15 protein-coding genes and 1 pseudogene are annotated in these 14,290 nt (G+C 64.8%); 9 read left to right on the top strand and 7 right to left on the bottom strand.

The genetic code is table 11. The features are described from left to right. A pseudogene (locus J8I87_RS13130) lies at positions 1 to 947 on the top strand (chromosome partitioning protein ParA); the annotation flags it as partial. A gap of 48 nt (positions 948 to 995) precedes the next feature. Here the strand turns inward: J8I87_RS13130 and J8I87_RS13125 are convergent. Further along, positions 996 to 1,421, bottom strand: coding sequence for a VOC family protein (locus tag J8I87_RS13125; RefSeq protein ID WP_209931879.1), 426 nt, complete (start codon positions 1,419 to 1,421; stop codon positions 996 to 998). A gap of 120 nt (positions 1,422 to 1,541) precedes the next feature. On the opposite strand from J8I87_RS13125, the gene J8I87_RS13120 reads away from it, so the two are divergent. Then, positions 1,542 to 2,435: a LysR substrate-binding domain-containing protein gene (locus tag J8I87_RS13120; protein ID WP_209931878.1), complete on the top strand. Its 894-nt coding sequence runs from the start codon at positions 1,542 to 1,544 to the stop codon at positions 2,433 to 2,435. Between the two features lie 358 nt (positions 2,436 to 2,793). Here J8I87_RS13120 and J8I87_RS13115 read toward each other — a convergent pair whose 3' ends face one another. Both J8I87_RS13115 and J8I87_RS13110 read right to left on the bottom strand, forming a co-directional pair. Then, positions 2,794 to 3,966, bottom strand: a complete 1,173-nt coding sequence (locus J8I87_RS13115) for a thiolase family protein (protein WP_209931877.1) — start codon at positions 3,964 to 3,966, stop codon at positions 2,794 to 2,796. A gap of 72 nt (positions 3,967 to 4,038) precedes the next feature. Further along, the gene (locus J8I87_RS13110) at positions 4,039 to 5,343 is read right to left on the bottom strand and encodes an MFS transporter (protein WP_209931876.1); all 1,305 of its coding nucleotides are present in this window, start codon (positions 5,341 to 5,343) and stop codon (positions 4,039 to 4,041) included. Between the two features lie 324 nt (positions 5,344 to 5,667). Here J8I87_RS13110 and J8I87_RS13105 point away from each other — a divergent pair, with 324 nt between their 5' ends. Both J8I87_RS13105 and J8I87_RS13100 read left to right on the top strand, forming a co-directional pair. After that, complete coding sequence (locus J8I87_RS13105; protein ID WP_209931875.1) at positions 5,668 to 6,435, top strand: SDR family oxidoreductase; 768 nt, start codon at positions 5,668 to 5,670, stop codon at positions 6,433 to 6,435. 11 nt (positions 6,436 to 6,446) lie between these two features. Beyond that, positions 6,447 to 7,250: an enoyl-CoA hydratase/isomerase family protein gene (locus J8I87_RS13100; RefSeq protein WP_209931874.1), complete on the top strand. Its 804-nt coding sequence runs from the start codon at positions 6,447 to 6,449 to the stop codon at positions 7,248 to 7,250. Positions 7,251 to 7,265: 15 nt separating this feature from the next. On the opposite strand, the gene gcvA is transcribed toward J8I87_RS13100, so the two are convergent. Then, entirely contained in the window at positions 7,266 to 8,168 is a 903-nt protein-coding gene (gene gcvA / locus J8I87_RS13095; protein ID WP_209931873.1) for a transcriptional regulator GcvA, read from the bottom strand. 173 nt (positions 8,169 to 8,341) lie between these two features. On the opposite strand from gcvA, the gene J8I87_RS13090 reads away from it, so the two are divergent. Then, positions 8,342 to 10,351, top strand: a complete 2,010-nt coding sequence (locus tag J8I87_RS13090) for a CoA transferase (RefSeq protein WP_209931872.1) — start codon at positions 8,342 to 8,344, stop codon at positions 10,349 to 10,351. 103 nt (positions 10,352 to 10,454) lie between these two features. On the opposite strand, the gene J8I87_RS13085 is transcribed toward J8I87_RS13090, so the two are convergent. After that, positions 10,455 to 10,751 (bottom strand): helix-turn-helix domain-containing protein, encoded by a 297-nt coding sequence (locus J8I87_RS13085; protein WP_245253894.1) that lies wholly within the window; start codon positions 10,749 to 10,751, stop codon positions 10,455 to 10,457. 7 nt (positions 10,752 to 10,758) lie between these two features. On the opposite strand from J8I87_RS13085, the gene J8I87_RS13080 reads away from it, so the two are divergent. The 4 genes from J8I87_RS13080 (at position 10,759) to J8I87_RS13065 (ending at position 12,834) form a co-directional block, all read left to right on the top strand. Continuing rightward, positions 10,759 to 10,968, top strand: coding sequence for a homocysteine S-methyltransferase family protein (locus J8I87_RS13080; RefSeq protein WP_245253893.1), 210 nt, complete (start codon positions 10,759 to 10,761; stop codon positions 10,966 to 10,968). Positions 10,969 to 11,021: 53 nt separating this feature from the next. Continuing rightward, entirely contained in the window at positions 11,022 to 11,837 is an 816-nt protein-coding gene (locus J8I87_RS13075; protein ID WP_209931871.1) for a class I SAM-dependent methyltransferase, read from the top strand. Positions 11,838 to 12,028: 191 nt separating this feature from the next. Next, a complete protein-coding gene (locus J8I87_RS13070; RefSeq protein ID WP_209931870.1) occupies positions 12,029 to 12,472 on the top strand; it encodes a hypothetical protein in 444 nt (147 codons plus the stop codon). Positions 12,473 to 12,597: 125 nt separating this feature from the next. Further along, positions 12,598 to 12,834 carry a hypothetical protein gene (locus J8I87_RS13065; protein ID WP_409518755.1) on the top strand — a complete coding sequence of 79 codons (237 nt, stop codon included), beginning with the start codon at positions 12,598 to 12,600 and terminating at the stop codon, positions 12,832 to 12,834. A gap of 103 nt (positions 12,835 to 12,937) precedes the next feature. Here J8I87_RS13065 and J8I87_RS13060 read toward each other — a convergent pair whose 3' ends face one another. Beyond that, complete coding sequence (locus J8I87_RS13060; RefSeq protein ID WP_209931869.1) at positions 12,938 to 13,678, bottom strand: dienelactone hydrolase family protein; 741 nt, start codon at positions 13,676 to 13,678, stop codon at positions 12,938 to 12,940. A 94-nt stretch (positions 13,679 to 13,772) separates the two neighbouring features. Then, positions 13,773 to 14,210 carry a carboxymuconolactone decarboxylase family protein gene (locus J8I87_RS13055; protein WP_209931868.1) on the bottom strand — a complete coding sequence of 146 codons (438 nt, stop codon included), beginning with the start codon at positions 14,208 to 14,210 and terminating at the stop codon, positions 13,773 to 13,775. Between the last annotated feature and the right edge of the window lie 80 nt (positions 14,211 to 14,290).

Here is a 14,290-nt window from a genome sequence, read left to right as displayed (position 1 = left end):
GGGCCGACGTGGCGGAACGACGTTCAGCAGAGTTGGAGCAAGACCTCGCAGCGGAACGCGAAGCCGCCGCAGCGCGGGGCGATGAAGCCTCGGCGCAACTCAACGAACTGCAGCGCGTCACGCGCGAATTGGAAGAATCAAATGCACAGGTCAACTCGCTGACGGAAGCGCAAACGGCAGCCACTGCCGAACTGGCGCTTGTCACTGAAGCAGCATCCACGGCGAAGGAACGGGCCGACGTGGCGGAACGACGTTCAGCAGAGTTGGAGCAAGACCTCGCAGCGGAACGCGAAGCCGCCGCAGCGCGGCGCGATGAAGCCTCGGCGCAACTCAACGAACTGCAACGCATCACGCGAGCACTGGAAGAATCAAAAGCACAGGTCAACTCGCTGACGGAAGCGCAAACGGCAGCCAGCGCTGAACTGGCGCGTCTCACGCAAGAAGCCTCTGCCGCCAGGGAACGCACGGACGCAGCCGAGCAGCGCGCCACCGAACTGGAACAGCGTCTCGCCAGCCAGGCACGCAAAAACGCCGGCCCAGAAGACGCACGAGGCGACGAACAACCAGGTTCGCAGCCGGCCAGCACTTCGACCGCCGAAGAAATCGCCGCATTGCAACGCCAGATTTCCGCGCAGGCCAAGGCACACACCAAGGCCTATAACGAGCTTCGCGCCAACGCCGAGCAATGGGTCACGTACGCGAAGGACATCAAGCAACGTCTCGATCAGGCAAACGAGAAGATCCTGTTCATCGACGCACGCAGCACGGGCGAAGTCGCGCTCTTGCGCCGGCTCTCATTCGAACTGGAGCGGCTCAAGCCGGACCATGAACTGGTATTCCGGGAAGCGCAGAAAAAGCTGATCGGCGCGACGATGGCTCAACAGCTCGCGCAGAAAGGCTATCGGTATGACCCGGCAACGGCTGTCATGTCGAAGCTGGAAAGCTGACGCTCATGGGTGGATTGCGACACCGCCGGACAAGTGCCCGGCGGTCGCTCACTTTGCAAAGAGCTGGCCGATATCCTTGAATGCCTTGAACTCCAGCGCATTGCCGCACGGATCGAGTAAGAACATCGTCGCCTGCTCGCCGACCTGGCCTTGAAAGCGGATATACGGCTCGATCACGAACTTCGTGCCGAACGACTTCAAACGCTCCGCGAGCGCCTCCCATTGGTCCCATTCGAGAACGATCCCGAAGTGCGGTACGGGCACGTCATGGCCATCGACGGGATTGCAATGCGCGTTTTGCTGCGCCGCCGTCTCCGGATGCTCGTGAATCACGAGTTGATGGCCGAAGAAATTGAAGTCGACCCATTGCGTGCTTGAACGGCCTTCGGCGAGGCCGAAAACGCGTCCATAGAAGTCTCGTGCGGCCGCAAGGTCATAGACGGGAATGGCCAGATGAAAAGGGGAAAGGCTCACTGTGTCTCCATGTGTGGGGCATTGCGATGCGCATCCGCTGACGGATGGACAGATAGTAGTGACCCGGATCCGAAAATAAAATCAATATAAAATTGGATCAAACACAAAGAGAATTTATCAATGATCCGAGAGCTGAAAACGCTGATTGCCGTTGCCCGCGAGGGCACCTTTGCCGCCGCCGGCAACAGGATCGGCCTGACGCAGGCCGCCGTCAGCGCGCAGATGCAGCGCCTGGAAGCGGAGCTGGGCTTTGCGCTGTTCGACCGCGAAGGGCGCACCGCGCGTCTGAATGCGATGGGCCAGCAGATACTCGTGCAGGCGCAGGAGGTGGTGCGTCTCTACGGAAATCTCAGTTCGACAACGGCGGGTCCCGCGGCCGCCGTTCGCGTGACTATCGGCGCGATTGCGTCGGTGCAGCGCTCCATCTTGCCGGACGCGTTGGCGCGGTTCCATGAGCAATGTCCGGGGTGTCGAACGCGCGTGATTCCAGGGCTGTCGATGGAGCTGGTCAATCTCGTGGATGCCGGTGAGATCGATATGGCGGCCGTCATCCGTCCGCCCTTTTCGTTGCAAAGCGACCTGCGCTGGACGACATTGGCGCAAGAGCCCTTCAGGCTCATCGTGCCGCGAAGCGTGAAGGGCCGCGACTGGACCGAGTTGCTGTCGGCACTGCCGTTCATTCGTTACGATCGCGCGTCGTTCGGCGGCCGGCAAGTGGACCGTTTCCTGCGAAAAATGCACTTCACCGTGCGCGAAGTGTGCGAACTGGACGAACTCGACGCGATCGTCAAGCTGGTCGAAAACGGCGTCGGCGTGGCGATCGTGCCTCAAACAGCCACTTGGCGACGCTGGCCCGCAAAGGTGCGCGCAATCGATCTGGGCCACCATACCTTTCATCGCGACATCGGGCTCTTGCACCGGTCGCCGCAGCAACTGAGCGAGCCGCTCAACGTGTTGCTCCGACTCATCGAGGCGCAGGCCCGAAAGAAGCCGTCGACGACCCACGAGCGATGAGCGATGAAGACGCGGGCCTCACCCGGCACTCGGCAGGTTCTCTTGAAGATAGATCGACATCGGCGTCTGCAATGGCAGCCCGCGCCCCATCAGGATCTCACGCCAGGCGGACCACAGTCCCGGGTACGGTTGCGGCATCTGCTCAGCGACAACCGCGTGAAATTGCGCAAGCGCGTGGAACGGCACACCTAGGGAACATGTGGTGCTTCGCGAAGCAGCGGCGCGATCCTGAGCATGTCGTCGTTCGTGAACTGCCGTCTGGCAAGCGGGGGACTGCAGTGGTGTGACGGGGGCGGCGGATCGAACATCGCGCGACGTTATTCAATCCGTCGTTCAATCCCGCCGCCCGGTCCGTCGTTCAGGTCGACAAAATCGTAACCAGCGCAACGGCGGAATCGCCCGCCAGCTGACCGCCGTTGTTCTCCGCAAGCGCGACCTTCGCGCCGGGACGTTGCCGCGCGCCCGCCGTGCCGCGCAACTGCTGCGTGAGCTCGACGATCTGCGCGACGCCTGTCGCGCCCACAGGATGTCCGCGCGACAACAGCCCGCCGCTTGGATTCACCGACACGCGCCCGCCGATATCCGTATCGCCCGAGCGGATCAGCTTCGGTGCGTCGCCGGGTGCGCACAGGCCGAGGTTTTCGTAGTGAATGAGTTCCGCGGGCGCCGATGCGTCATGAAGTTCGACCACATGCACATCGGACGGTCCGATACCCGCTTCTTCATAAGCGGCGTTCGCGGCGCGGACCGCGACCAGTTCGCCCGATCCATCCGCTTTCGCCGACACGATCGAACTCGCGCGCATGAACACGGGGCGAATGTCGCGCCTCGCTGCATATTGCTCCGAGCAGATGAACACGGCCGCGCCGCCGTCGCCGATCGACGAGCACATGAAGAGCGTCAACGGATCGCTGACCATCCGGCTCGCGAGCACTTCGTCGATGCTGGTCTCCTTGCGGAACTGCGCATGCGGATTTAGCGATCCGGCACGGCGGCTCTTGACCACCACGCGCGCGAAATCGCTGGCGTCGGCGCCTGTCTTTTCCATCCATTTGCGCGCCTTCGCCGCATAGAGGTCCATGAAGAGCGAACCCGTTCCTGTCGTGACGCCTTCGGGCAACGGCTCCTCTAGATCGACGGCCTTCGCGAACGCGCCGAACGAAATCGCCCTGTCCTCGTGCGAGAGCTTTTCGACGCCGACCACAAGCGCCGTTTCCGACTGCCCCGAAGCAACCGACAGCCACGCGAGATTCAACGCCGAGCTGCCGGAAGCGCACGCGTTCTCGACGTTGTACATCGGCTTGCCGTCGAGCCCGGTATTGCGCAGCGAAGACTGCGCGCGAATCATCTCCTGTCCGGTGACGACGCCTGCCGCCGCATTGCCGAAGAAGACGCGATCGACATCGTTCACAGTGACGCGCGCGTCCTTGAGCGCGAGCGATACCGCTTCTTCGGCGAGCGACTTCAGGTTACGGTCGAGAAATTTTCCAAAGGGCGTCATGCCGACGCCGCCGATTACTACCTTGCGCATTGCTGCCTCCAATCAATGAACATCTGAAACCTTCGATGACACGCGCTCGTGACTCGCGCCGATGCATCGTGCTCAGTCGAGAATCTTTCCGCGCGTCTCCGGCATCCGCGCATAGACGGTGAAGCCGACGACGCACACGGCGGCCACATAGACCCACAGGTACTGCGACAGGCCCGAACTCGTCATCGCGGTGACGATGTACGGCAGCGTGCCGCCGAACAGCGCCGCCGATACCGCATACGGCAGCGCCACACCCGTGGCGCGCACATGCGCCGGGAACTGCTCGGCCATCACCGTCGCGCAGGTCGCGGCGAAGCCGGACGAAAGCAGCATGCCGGTCGTGACGATCGCGGTCGCGCTCCAGAAGTCGTTGCTCAGAAAGTGCAGCGCGGGCCATGCGAACAGCGCCGAGCCACCGGCAAACACGAGCAGCACGGGCTTGCGGCCGATGCGGTCCGACAGCATGCCGATAAACGGAATGGCGATCAGCGAGACGACGATGGACACGACGCTCGCGCTGAACGCGTCATGCAGCGACAGGCCAGTGCGCAAATGTGCGAGCGTGGGAAACAGCACGAGCCACAGATAGATGCACAGGTTGCCCGCCATCGCGATGCCGATCACGCGCAACGCCGCGCGCCGATGCTCGCGCACGATCACGAGAAACGGATGCCGCACGCGCTGATGCGTCGCGACCGACTTCTTGAACGCATCGGTTTCCGCGACCGCGAGCCGCACCCACAGCGCGACGAAGCCGAGCAATCCCGCGATCGCGAAGGCGACGCGCCAGCCCCAGCGCGCCATGCCCGCCGGTTCGATCATCGATGTCAGCACGGCGCCGATCAGGGCCGCGACCAGCACGCCCGCGTTGACCGCGAAGTGTTGCCACGAGCCCGCGAAGCCACGCCGCGAAGGGGCGGACGATTCGATCAGGAACGTCGAGGCCGAGCCGAACTCGCCGCCCGCCGCAAAGCCCTGAATCAGCCGCGCGAGCACGAGAATCAGCGGCGCCGCGATGCCAATCGATTCGTAGCCCGGACACACGGCGATCACGATCGAGCTGCCCGCCATCAACGCCACCGATAGCGCGAGGCCGTTCTTGCGGCCGTGCCGGTCGGCATATGCGCCGAGCAGCGCGCCGCCGATCGGCCGCATCACGAAGCCGACCGCGAACACGGCGAATGCCGAGAGCAGCGAAACGTGCTCGTTGTTGGCCGGAAAGAAGTGCCGCGAGAAAAGCGCCGCGAAGGTCGCGTAAATGATCCAGTCGGTGAATTCGACGACGGTGCCGAGCGTCGCCGCGATGATGGCTTTTCGTTGCGCTCGCGTGAGCGGCGTCGCGGGAGCCTCGGCAACGCCTGGAAGGATGGTGTCCATGTTGTCTCCGTGTCTCTTTGTGATGAAGGCGCGTCGTTCGCGACGCATTCGGGAAGTGCCGGACGCATGGCCCAATCGCATCGGACAAGCGGCGGGTCCGGCACATGGACGCATCGTAGGTTTCGCAAACCGCGCTGCGCAAACGACTTTTTTTGCGCTCTCGATTGATTTTTTCTGCAACGAACGCGCGGCCCTCAGAGGCACGGGCACGAGCGGTTTCGATTGAGCGCAAGTCAATTGAAACCGCAGAAAAAGTCGTTTGAGCGCGGCATCGGGCGCGCCCTAGCATGAGCCTCACAGGGTTTCATCACATGGAGACACGTCATGCATGCTTCACCCCATATCGCGGCCGCCGAGGTCGCCATCGTCACGGGCGGCGCGAAAGGCATTGGCCTTGGCATTGCGCACGCGCTTGCGCGTCACGGCCGGCGCATCGCGCTCTTCGATCTCGACCGTGCAGCCCTCGATGACGCAGCGGGCACGCTCGCCGCTTGCGGCACGGAAGTGATGGCGCTGCCAGTCGATGTGACGCAGGCCGAATCCGTGAACGATGCGGTCGAGGCCGTCATCGAGCGCTTCGGACGTGCCGATGTGCTGGTGAACAATGCGGGCATCGTGCGCGACAAGCGCATCACGAAGATGAGCGACGACGACTGGGATGCCGTCATCGGCGTGAATCTGAAGTCGCAGTTTCTGTGCTGCCGCGCCGTGCTCGCGCACATGATTGCCGCGCGCTATGGGCGCATCGTCAACATCTCGTCGCGCGCGTGGCTCGGCGGCGTCGGGCAGTCGAACTATTCGGCGGCGAAGGGCGGCGTGGTGAGCCTCACGCGCAGTCTTGCGCTCGAATGGGCGAGTGCCGGCATCACGGTCAATGCGATTGCGCCGGGCATCGTCGATACGCCGCTTTTTCGCGCATTCGATGGCGAGCTTCAGGAGCGGCTCAAGAAATCCGTGCCCGTGCAGCGCATCGGCACGCCGGACGATATCGCGCAAGCCGTGCTGTTCTTCGCGCAACGCGAAGCGTCGTACATCACGGGGCAAACGCTTTACGTGTGCGGCGGCCGTTCGCTGTCGTCGCCGAGTGTTTGAGGAGACATGCGATGACCGTTCACTACAGCGCGTCGAACCATGTGGCGACCGTGACGCTCGATCGCCCCGAAGCGCTCAACGCGCTCGACCGCGACAGCCTCAACGCATTGCGCGCCGCGCTCGCGCAAGCGCGCGACGACGATGACGTGCGCGCGATCGTGCTGACGGGCGCCGGACGCAAGTCGTTCTGCGTCGGCGCGGACCTGAAGAACACGCTGCCGCCATCGACGAGCTTCGGCTCATCCTTCGTGCGGCCGATCGACCGCGCGGCCGCCGAAGGCATCTATGTCCGGCTGATGGAACTGAGCACGCTGCGCATCTTCAAGCCGATCATCGGCGCGATCAACGGCTACTGCCTGGGCGGCGGGCTCGAACTCGCGCTGCAATGCGACTTGCGGATCGCGTCGAGCAACGCGATGTTCGGGCTGCCCGAGGTCGTCGTCGCGAGCATCCCCGCCGTGTGCGGCATTCAGGCGCTGCAAAAGGCCGTGCCTTCCGCGCTCGCGATGAAGATGCTGCTGACGGGCTGCAAGATCGACGCTGCCTATGCGGAGCGCGTGGGCCTGATAACGGATGTCGTAGAGCCCGATGCGCTGATGGACAAGGCGCTCGAACTTGCGGGCACGATCGCGTCGAATGGTCCGCTTGCCGTGCAGATGATCAAGAAGATCGTCGAGACGAGCAGCAATGTGCCGCTCGCGCAGGCGTTCGAATTCACGGAGCTGGCGTGGGGCGCGATGCGCGACTCGGAAGACCGCGTCGAGGGACGCAAGGCTTTCGTCGAGAAGCGCAAGCCGCAGTTCAAGGGGCGCTAGGCAAGACGGCGCGCGTCAGCCGGCGCGCGCTTCGCCGATCGACAGCAGCCAGTTGCGGAACGCGGCGAACTCGGGATTCGACAGTTGCTCGCGCGGATAGACGAGGTAATACGTAAACGCGCCGAGATCGAGCACGAACGAAAACGGCATCACCAGCGTGCCGTCGCGCAACTGGTCCGCGACGAGCACGCGCTGCGCGATTGCGACGCCGACGCCTTGCGTCGCGGCGAAGTACGCGAGGATCGAGCTTTCGTAGCTGAGGCCGCTCAACGGATTGACGCCGCGCACGCCCGCGGCGTCGAGCCATGTGGCCCAGTCCTCGCGCCGCGCCAGCGAATGCAGCAGCGGCACGTTGCGAAGCGCCTGGGGCGTCGCGTCGTTGAGATCGGGATGCGCGCGCAAAAACTCCGGGCTGCAGACGGGCACGAGCTCGTTCGGCACGAGACGGTCGGAACCGACATCGGACGATGGCGCGTGCGACAGGCGGATCGCCGCATCGACGTCTTCGGTATTGAAGTCGACGGGTTGCAGCGACGTCGTGAGACTGACTTCGATATCGGGGTGCTCGCGATGAAACGTCGATAGACGCGGCAGCAGCCAGTTCATCGAAAACGTCGTGTAGCCGCGAATCTTCAGCGTGCGTCGGCGGCGCGCCTCGGTGAGATTGATGGTTGCAGTGCGCATCGTTTCGAAGCCGCGCACGATGTCGGTCAGATAGCGTTCCCCCATCGGCGTCAGCGCAATCGCACGATGTCCGCGCTCGAAGAGCTGCACGCCGAGCTGGTCTTCGAGCAGCTTGATCTGCCGGCTCACGGCGGCAGGCGTGACGTTGAGCTCGTTCGCGGCGAGTTGCACGCTGAGCAGGCGCCCGCATACCTCGAAGGCCCGCAGCGCGTTGAGTGACGGAAGGGTTCGCATCGAAAAATGGTAGCACGCGCTGTGCGCCAGGCATGCCGGGGAAGCTACGTAGTACGGGCTTGCGTTCGCTTCAGCAAAAGTCAATCGAGCGCGCAGGAAATGTCGTTTGTATGCGCCTTCTTCGCGCCGTATCGTGGGTGCAAAGGAAATCTGTGAGACACAAGGAGACAACCATGCTCGACGGTGTGCGAGTTCTGGCCTGGGGCGCGCGCCGCGCAGTGAAGCTCGGCGCGACGCTGCTCGAACGCGCTGGAGCGGAGATCACTTTCGCGCAAGCGAAACCAGACGGCGGCCTCGGATATGACGTGATCGTCGTTTCGTCGGATGTGAGCTCGGCTGACGACAAGCGCGCGATCGCGGATTTGAAGGCAGCGGGCACGTGCATCGTGTGCGATATCACCGCGATGGGACCGCAGGGTTCGCGCGCGGGCACGGGCTGGTCCGACGCGCAGGTTCAGGCGCTCGGCGGCCTGATGGATACGACGGGCTTCGCGCAAGGCGAGCCGGTGCGCATTGGCGTGCCGTTTACGGAGATATCGGCGGCGCTGTATGCGTGCTCGGCGATTGCGGCGGCGCTTCGCGTCAGACGCGTGCGCGGGTTCGCGCAGAACATCGACATCACGCTGTTCGGCTGTGCGGCGAGTGCGCTCACCACGTTTTTGCCCGCCGCCTTCGCACAGCATACGGTCGGGCGCGTGGGCAACCGTCATCCCGCGTGCGCGCCGTGGAATGCATACGCGACGAGCGATGGCTGGATCCTCATCTGCACCAGCACGGAAGAGCAATGGCGCAAGATCCGCTGCGCGGCGCGCGTGCCGCAACTCGACGATCCACGCTTCGCGACGCTGCGCGAGCGCGTGCGTCATGTCGATGAACTCGATGCGCTGATCGAAACCTGGACGACCACATTGACGACGGCCGAATGCTCGGCGCTTTGCGAGCGGATCGGCCTGGCCGCGGGGCCGATCGTCGCCGTTGCGGGCCTGTCGGGCGAGCCGAATTTCCGTATCCGGCATGCGCAGGCGGCGAGACGGATCGACGCTGAAGGCATCGGCGGCGACACGTATCGGCTGATCCCGGTGTTCGGCATATCGCCGCTGACGGATCGCGCTTGCGGCGTGACGCCTGAAACGCATGCGCCAACCCGCGCTGATGACGAAGGGCCGCTCGCGGGCATCAAGGTGATCGAAATCGGCCAGTACACGACGGCGCCGCTCGTCGGCAAGCATCTCGCGGCGCTCGGCGCGCAAGTCGTGAAGATCGAGCCACCCGATGGGGAAGTCGCGCGTTCGTGGACGCCGGGGCAGGCGGGCACCAGCTATTTCTTCGCGCTCAACAACACGGACAAGCAGACGCTCTCGCTCGATCTCAAGCAGGAAGCCGACCGCGCGTATCTGCGCACGCTGCTCGCGGATGCCGATGTGCTCGTCGAAAACCTGCGACCCGGCGCGCTGGCCAAGCTCGGCTTCGACCGGCAGACGCTCGGCGAACTCAACCCGCGTCTGATCTATTGCTCGATCTCCGGCTTCGGCATCGCGTCCGCGTATCCCGCGCGGCCCGCGTTCGATACCGTCATTCAGGCAATGGGCGGCCTCATGGATCTGACGCGCAGCGACGGCGAGCCCGTCAAGCTTGGCGCGTCGGGCGCGGACATTCTCGGCGGGCAGGCCGCGCTGCTCGCAATCGTCGCCCGTCTCGCCGAACCTGAGAGGCAGCGCGGCGCGTTCGTCGAAATTTCGATGCAGGATGTCGCCGCGTGGTGCGCGCTTTTTGCGGCGGGCAATCCCGAGCCGGACGGAATCGCGGTGCCGTGCGCCGATGGTCACGTATGGCTCGAAGGCGACGCGCTTCGCGACGCGGCAGCGCTCGCGGTGTGCGCGACGCAGGCGCGGTGCGCGTCGCTGATGCGAGCGTCCGCTGTCGCGGCGCTCGCCGATGCGGGCGTTCGCGCCGTACCCGTTGCCCGCGTCCACGAGTTGATTGAAGACGGCGATTTTCTGGCCGACGTGCTGAGCGTCGCGCGCGATGCGAACGGCGCGTTCTGGCCGGTTCTCAAGGTGCCGTACCGGCTCGCGCGCACGCCCGCCCGCGTTCGCGCCGTGCCGGGCGCGCCCGAATGCGGGAGTGTCGCGATGGCGCGCGCGGGGCTGGCTTCGGCCGCGGACAGTGTGGCGTGCGGGTGATGGCTTCGCGCGGGCGGGCGCATCATTGTCGGTGCGCAATGATCGCGTGACGCGCGCCCCTCCTACGCACCATGATCCAGCGCCGTGCGCATCGCGCCGAATTTCAGCCGATATTGCGCGGGCGTGAGGCCCACTTGCGCCGGAACAGCCTGCTGAAGAAGCTTGCGTCTTCGTAGCCGACTTCGTTGGCAATGGCTTCGATCGGCTGCTGGTTCGACTCGAGCATCTGCTTGGCTTCTTCGAGCCGCAGCGTGTGCACGTAGACGAGCGGCGACATGCCCGTCGCCTGCTGGAAGCGCCGCTTGAACGAGCGCTCGGGCAAGCCGCTCAGATGCACCATCGCGGCGACGGGCGACGCCTCGGCGTAATGCTCGGCCGGGGGCGCGTGGCGCGAGCGCATTCGCGGGTTGCGGGCCAATGCGTCGAAGCGCAGCCACGCCGAGCTCGACGAGGCCGAAGAGCTCGACGACGGCGACCCCGACGAACTGGGCGGCAGCTATCGCGCGCTGCGTCAGGTGCTGCCGCGCATGAATGTCGTCGGCGGATGCTGCGGCACCGATCACCGGCACGTGGGGCAGATCTGCCGGGCGATGAAAGCGACGCTGGCCGCCGCATGACTTCGGCAACCGTGACGAGGTCCGGCAATGCAGCTGAAAAATGGAGGCGATCGATGAACACGTCCAACGACGCAGGCTTCACAGGTTCGATTCCGGAAATCTACGAGCGTTACCTCGTGCCGATGCTGTTCGAGCCGTATGCGCAGGATCTCGCAAGGCGGGTGGCAGCGGCGAATCCTTCGCGCGTGCTGGAGATCGCAGCGGGCACGGGCGCCGTCACGCGAGCGATGGCGGATGCGCTGCCGGGGCAGGTCGAGATCGTCGCGACCGACCTCAATCAGGCGATGCTCGACTGCGCCGCGAAGCTCGGCACGCACAGGCAGGTGACGTGGCAGCAGGCGGACGCGACGCAACTGCCGTTCGACGACACGCGCTTCGATCTCGTCGTCTGTCAGTTCGGCGTGATGTTCTTCCCGGACAAGACGCGCGCATTCTCCGAAGCTCGGCGTGTGCTGCGGCGCGGCGGCGCGCTGATATTCAACGTCTGGGACCGTATCGAGGAAAACGAGTTTGCCGATTCGGTCTCGGCCGCACTGGGCACACTGTTCGCAGTCGACCCGCCGCGCTTCCTGCCGCGCGTTCCGTACGGCTACTTCGACCCGGCCGTCGTTGCGCGCGACCTCGCCGACGGCGGCTTCGACACGCCGCCTCGTATCGAGACGATCGCGAAGCGCAGTCGCACGGCATCCGCCGAAGCCGCGGCGTACGCGTTTTGCCAGGGAACGCCGCTGCGCGGCGAGATCGAGGCACGTCCGGGCACGACGCTCGACGACGCGACGGCGGCGTGCGCGGCCGCGATCCGCGAGCGTTTCGGCGGTAACGCAATCGAAGGCAAACTTCAAGCGCACGTCGCGGTTGCACAACGCTGATGCCGTGAAAAAGAGTGTGTCCTGAGACGTAACAATTTGCCGGAAGCCGCTCCAGCCGTGCTCGCGAGGCCGCGCGACGTGCGCGCCGCGGATTTTGTTACACCTCTTACCGGCGAGGCTGGGCGGCGTTACGGAAGCCTTTCAGGCGTCCGGTTATACTCGGCGCCGTCTCAAAAACTACAGATTGATCTATGTCGAAGCGAATCATTCAGATGGTTGCCGTCGCAGCGCTCACGGCTGCGGCGTCGCTGCCGGCCATGGCCGGCGATATGAACAATGCGCTGGGCGGCGCGCTCGGCGGCGTGGCGGGTGCTGCGCTGGGCGGCGCGGTAGGCGGCAGCACGGGCGCCGTGATCGGCGGCGCGGTCGGCGGCGGCGCCGGCGGCGCGGTCACGTCAAACGGCCGCGAGCGCACGGGCGCCATCATCGGCGGCGCGCTGGGCGGCGGCGCGGGCACGGCGGCGGGCAATGCGATGGGCGGGCGCGGAGGCGGTCTCGTCGGCGCGGCGCTCGGCGGCGGCGCGGGCGCCGCGCTGGGCGGCAACGTCTCGCGCTCCAACTCGTACGCCGACGACTATTCGCACGGCTATTCGCAGGGCTATCACAAGCACAAGCACAAGCATCACCACGATTGACGGGTGATCCGAACGCGGCGTGAATCAAATCGAGGTCCGGCAGCGCACCGCTGCGGACCTCGGCGGCGCGTGACACGGATTGCGCCCACCTCGAGCACCCTCTCGGCATCGAGATCGGCAAGGGCTTGTACTGGAACCGGGGCGTAACGCCGACGGACGCGGGCTATGTCGGCGCGGATTTGCGCCGGCTCGGCCTGCTCGCGTCGCTTCCCGGAATGTTTCTGGCGGGCGGGCTCGCGGGCGCAATCGCGTTCAAGCAGCTCGGCTTTGTCGCGACGGTGCCGCTTGCCGCGCTGTTGCTGGTGCTGGCCGCCGTGCCCGTCACCGACGATTTGCGGGGTTACCTGCGCCGCGTGCGTTGATGCGCGCGGCGACTGTGGCCGCGCGCGAACGCTGATCTCGTTTGTTCACGCGTGCAAGAGGCGAACGTTCCGCTCACTCGCATGCTGGGTCCGCTCTATCCCGTTACTTCGTCCACAGCGTACGGCCAAGGAACGTCAGCGTTCTGTCCCATGCGTGCTGCGCCCAAACGGCGTCGTACTGCGTGCCTGCAATGCGGTTCGGTCCGACCGCCGTCTCGTTCGCGAACGCATGATGGGCGAGGTAGCGATGGAACTCGACATCGACGTTCGCTTCGCGCAGCTTCGATTCCAGCGTGTCCACATTGGCGATCGGGAAGAACGCGTCCTGCGTCGCCCAATGCGCGAGCACAGGCACCTTGATTTGCGATGCGTCGATGTATTCGAGGGGAGGGAAGCCGTAGAACACGACGCCCGCCGACACCTCGGGGCTTTGGCACAGCGACAGGAAGGTCAGCGCGCCGCCCATGCAGTAGCCCATCACGGCGACGCGGCCCGCGCGCTGTTTGAGGTACTGCACCGCGCCGCGAATGTCCTGCGATGCGGCATCGCCGAAGTTGAGGCCGTCCATCAGATGATGGGCCTCTTCCTCCTCGACCGTCGATTTGCCCCGGTACAGATCGGGCACGAGCGCGAAGTAGCCGCATCGCGCGAGGCGCTCCGCGACGCCGCGAATCTGGTCGTTCAAGCCCCACCATTCCTGAATGACGACCACGGCTGGTGCGCCTTCCGTCTTGTCCGGCGTGGCAAGGTAGCCTTGCAGTTGCTGGCCGTCGGGGCGGCTAAAAGTGATCGTGGATCCCGTCGTGTTCATGAGCGTGTTCCTGTTGATTGAACTCGATAGCATAGCGCCGATGATACGGCGATGCAGGCCGACGGGCCAAAACAAAAAGCGGGCATCGCCCGCTTCATTCGACTATCGCGATTCGCTGACAGCGCGGTTAAGACGGCATCTTCCGGAAGGAAATCGCAAAGCGGTTCCATCCATTGATCGCGGAGATGAGCAGCGTCAGATCGACCAGTTCCGCTTCGCTGAAATGCGGCTTCACGGCCTCCCACACGGCATCCGGCACATGGTTCTCGGACACGAGCGTGAGGGCTTCCGTCCATTCGAGCGCCGCGCGCTCGCGCGCCGTGAAGAACGGCGTTTCGCGCCACACGACCACCGTCGCCAGGCGCCGGTCGGTTTCGCCGCCTTTGCGCGCGTCGGCGGTGTGCATGTCGACGCAGAACGCGCAGCCGTTGATCTGCGATGCGCGCAGCCGCACCAGTTCCGTCAGCGATTTTTCGAGGTCGCTCTTGCCGATGCGTTCTTCGAGCGCGAGCATCGCCTTGATCGCATGCGGGTTGGCTTTGTAGAAGTCGAGACGTTGTTCCATGATGATTCCCCAGTGAGAGTGCGCATTGGCCTGCGCGACAGACAAAGATTAGGTGCTCGATTGGCCATATGAAATGGCCA

The sequence above is a fragment of the Paraburkholderia sp. LEh10 genome (assembly GCF_017814945.1).
Lineage (GTDB): Bacteria > Pseudomonadota > Gammaproteobacteria > Burkholderiales > Burkholderiaceae > Paraburkholderia.
This window is presented reverse-complemented; position numbering and strand designations above follow the sequence as displayed.

Coding starts and splice junctions, on each gene's coding strand:
- J8I87_RS13120 (WP_209931878.1), top strand. CDS start 1,542: ATGATCCGAGAGCTGAAAACGCTGATTGCCGTTGCCCGCGAGGGCACC.
- J8I87_RS13115 (WP_209931877.1), bottom strand. CDS start 3,966: ATGCGCAAGGTAGTAATCGGCGGCGTCGGCATGACGCCCTTTGGAAAA.
- J8I87_RS13110 (WP_209931876.1), bottom strand. CDS start 5,343: ATGGACACCATCCTTCCAGGCGTTGCCGAGGCTCCCGCGACGCCGCTC.
- J8I87_RS13105 (WP_209931875.1), top strand. CDS start 5,668: ATGCATGCTTCACCCCATATCGCGGCCGCCGAGGTCGCCATCGTCACG.
- J8I87_RS13100 (WP_209931874.1), top strand. CDS start 6,447: ATGACCGTTCACTACAGCGCGTCGAACCATGTGGCGACCGTGACGCTC.
- gcvA (WP_209931873.1), bottom strand. CDS start 8,168: ATGCGAACCCTTCCGTCACTCAACGCGCTGCGGGCCTTCGAGGTATGC.
- J8I87_RS13090 (WP_209931872.1), top strand. CDS start 8,342: ATGCTCGACGGTGTGCGAGTTCTGGCCTGGGGCGCGCGCCGCGCAGTG.
- J8I87_RS13085 (WP_245253894.1), bottom strand. CDS start 10,751: ATGCGCTCGCGCCACGCGCCCCCGGCCGAGCATTACGCCGAGGCGTCG.
- J8I87_RS13075 (WP_209931871.1), top strand. CDS start 11,022: ATGAACACGTCCAACGACGCAGGCTTCACAGGTTCGATTCCGGAAATC.
- J8I87_RS13070 (WP_209931870.1), top strand. CDS start 12,029: ATGTCGAAGCGAATCATTCAGATGGTTGCCGTCGCAGCGCTCACGGCT.
- J8I87_RS13060 (WP_209931869.1), bottom strand. CDS start 13,678: ATGCTATCGAGTTCAATCAACAGGAACACGCTCATGAACACGACGGGA.
- J8I87_RS13055 (WP_209931868.1), bottom strand. CDS start 14,210: ATGGAACAACGTCTCGACTTCTACAAAGCCAACCCGCATGCGATCAAG.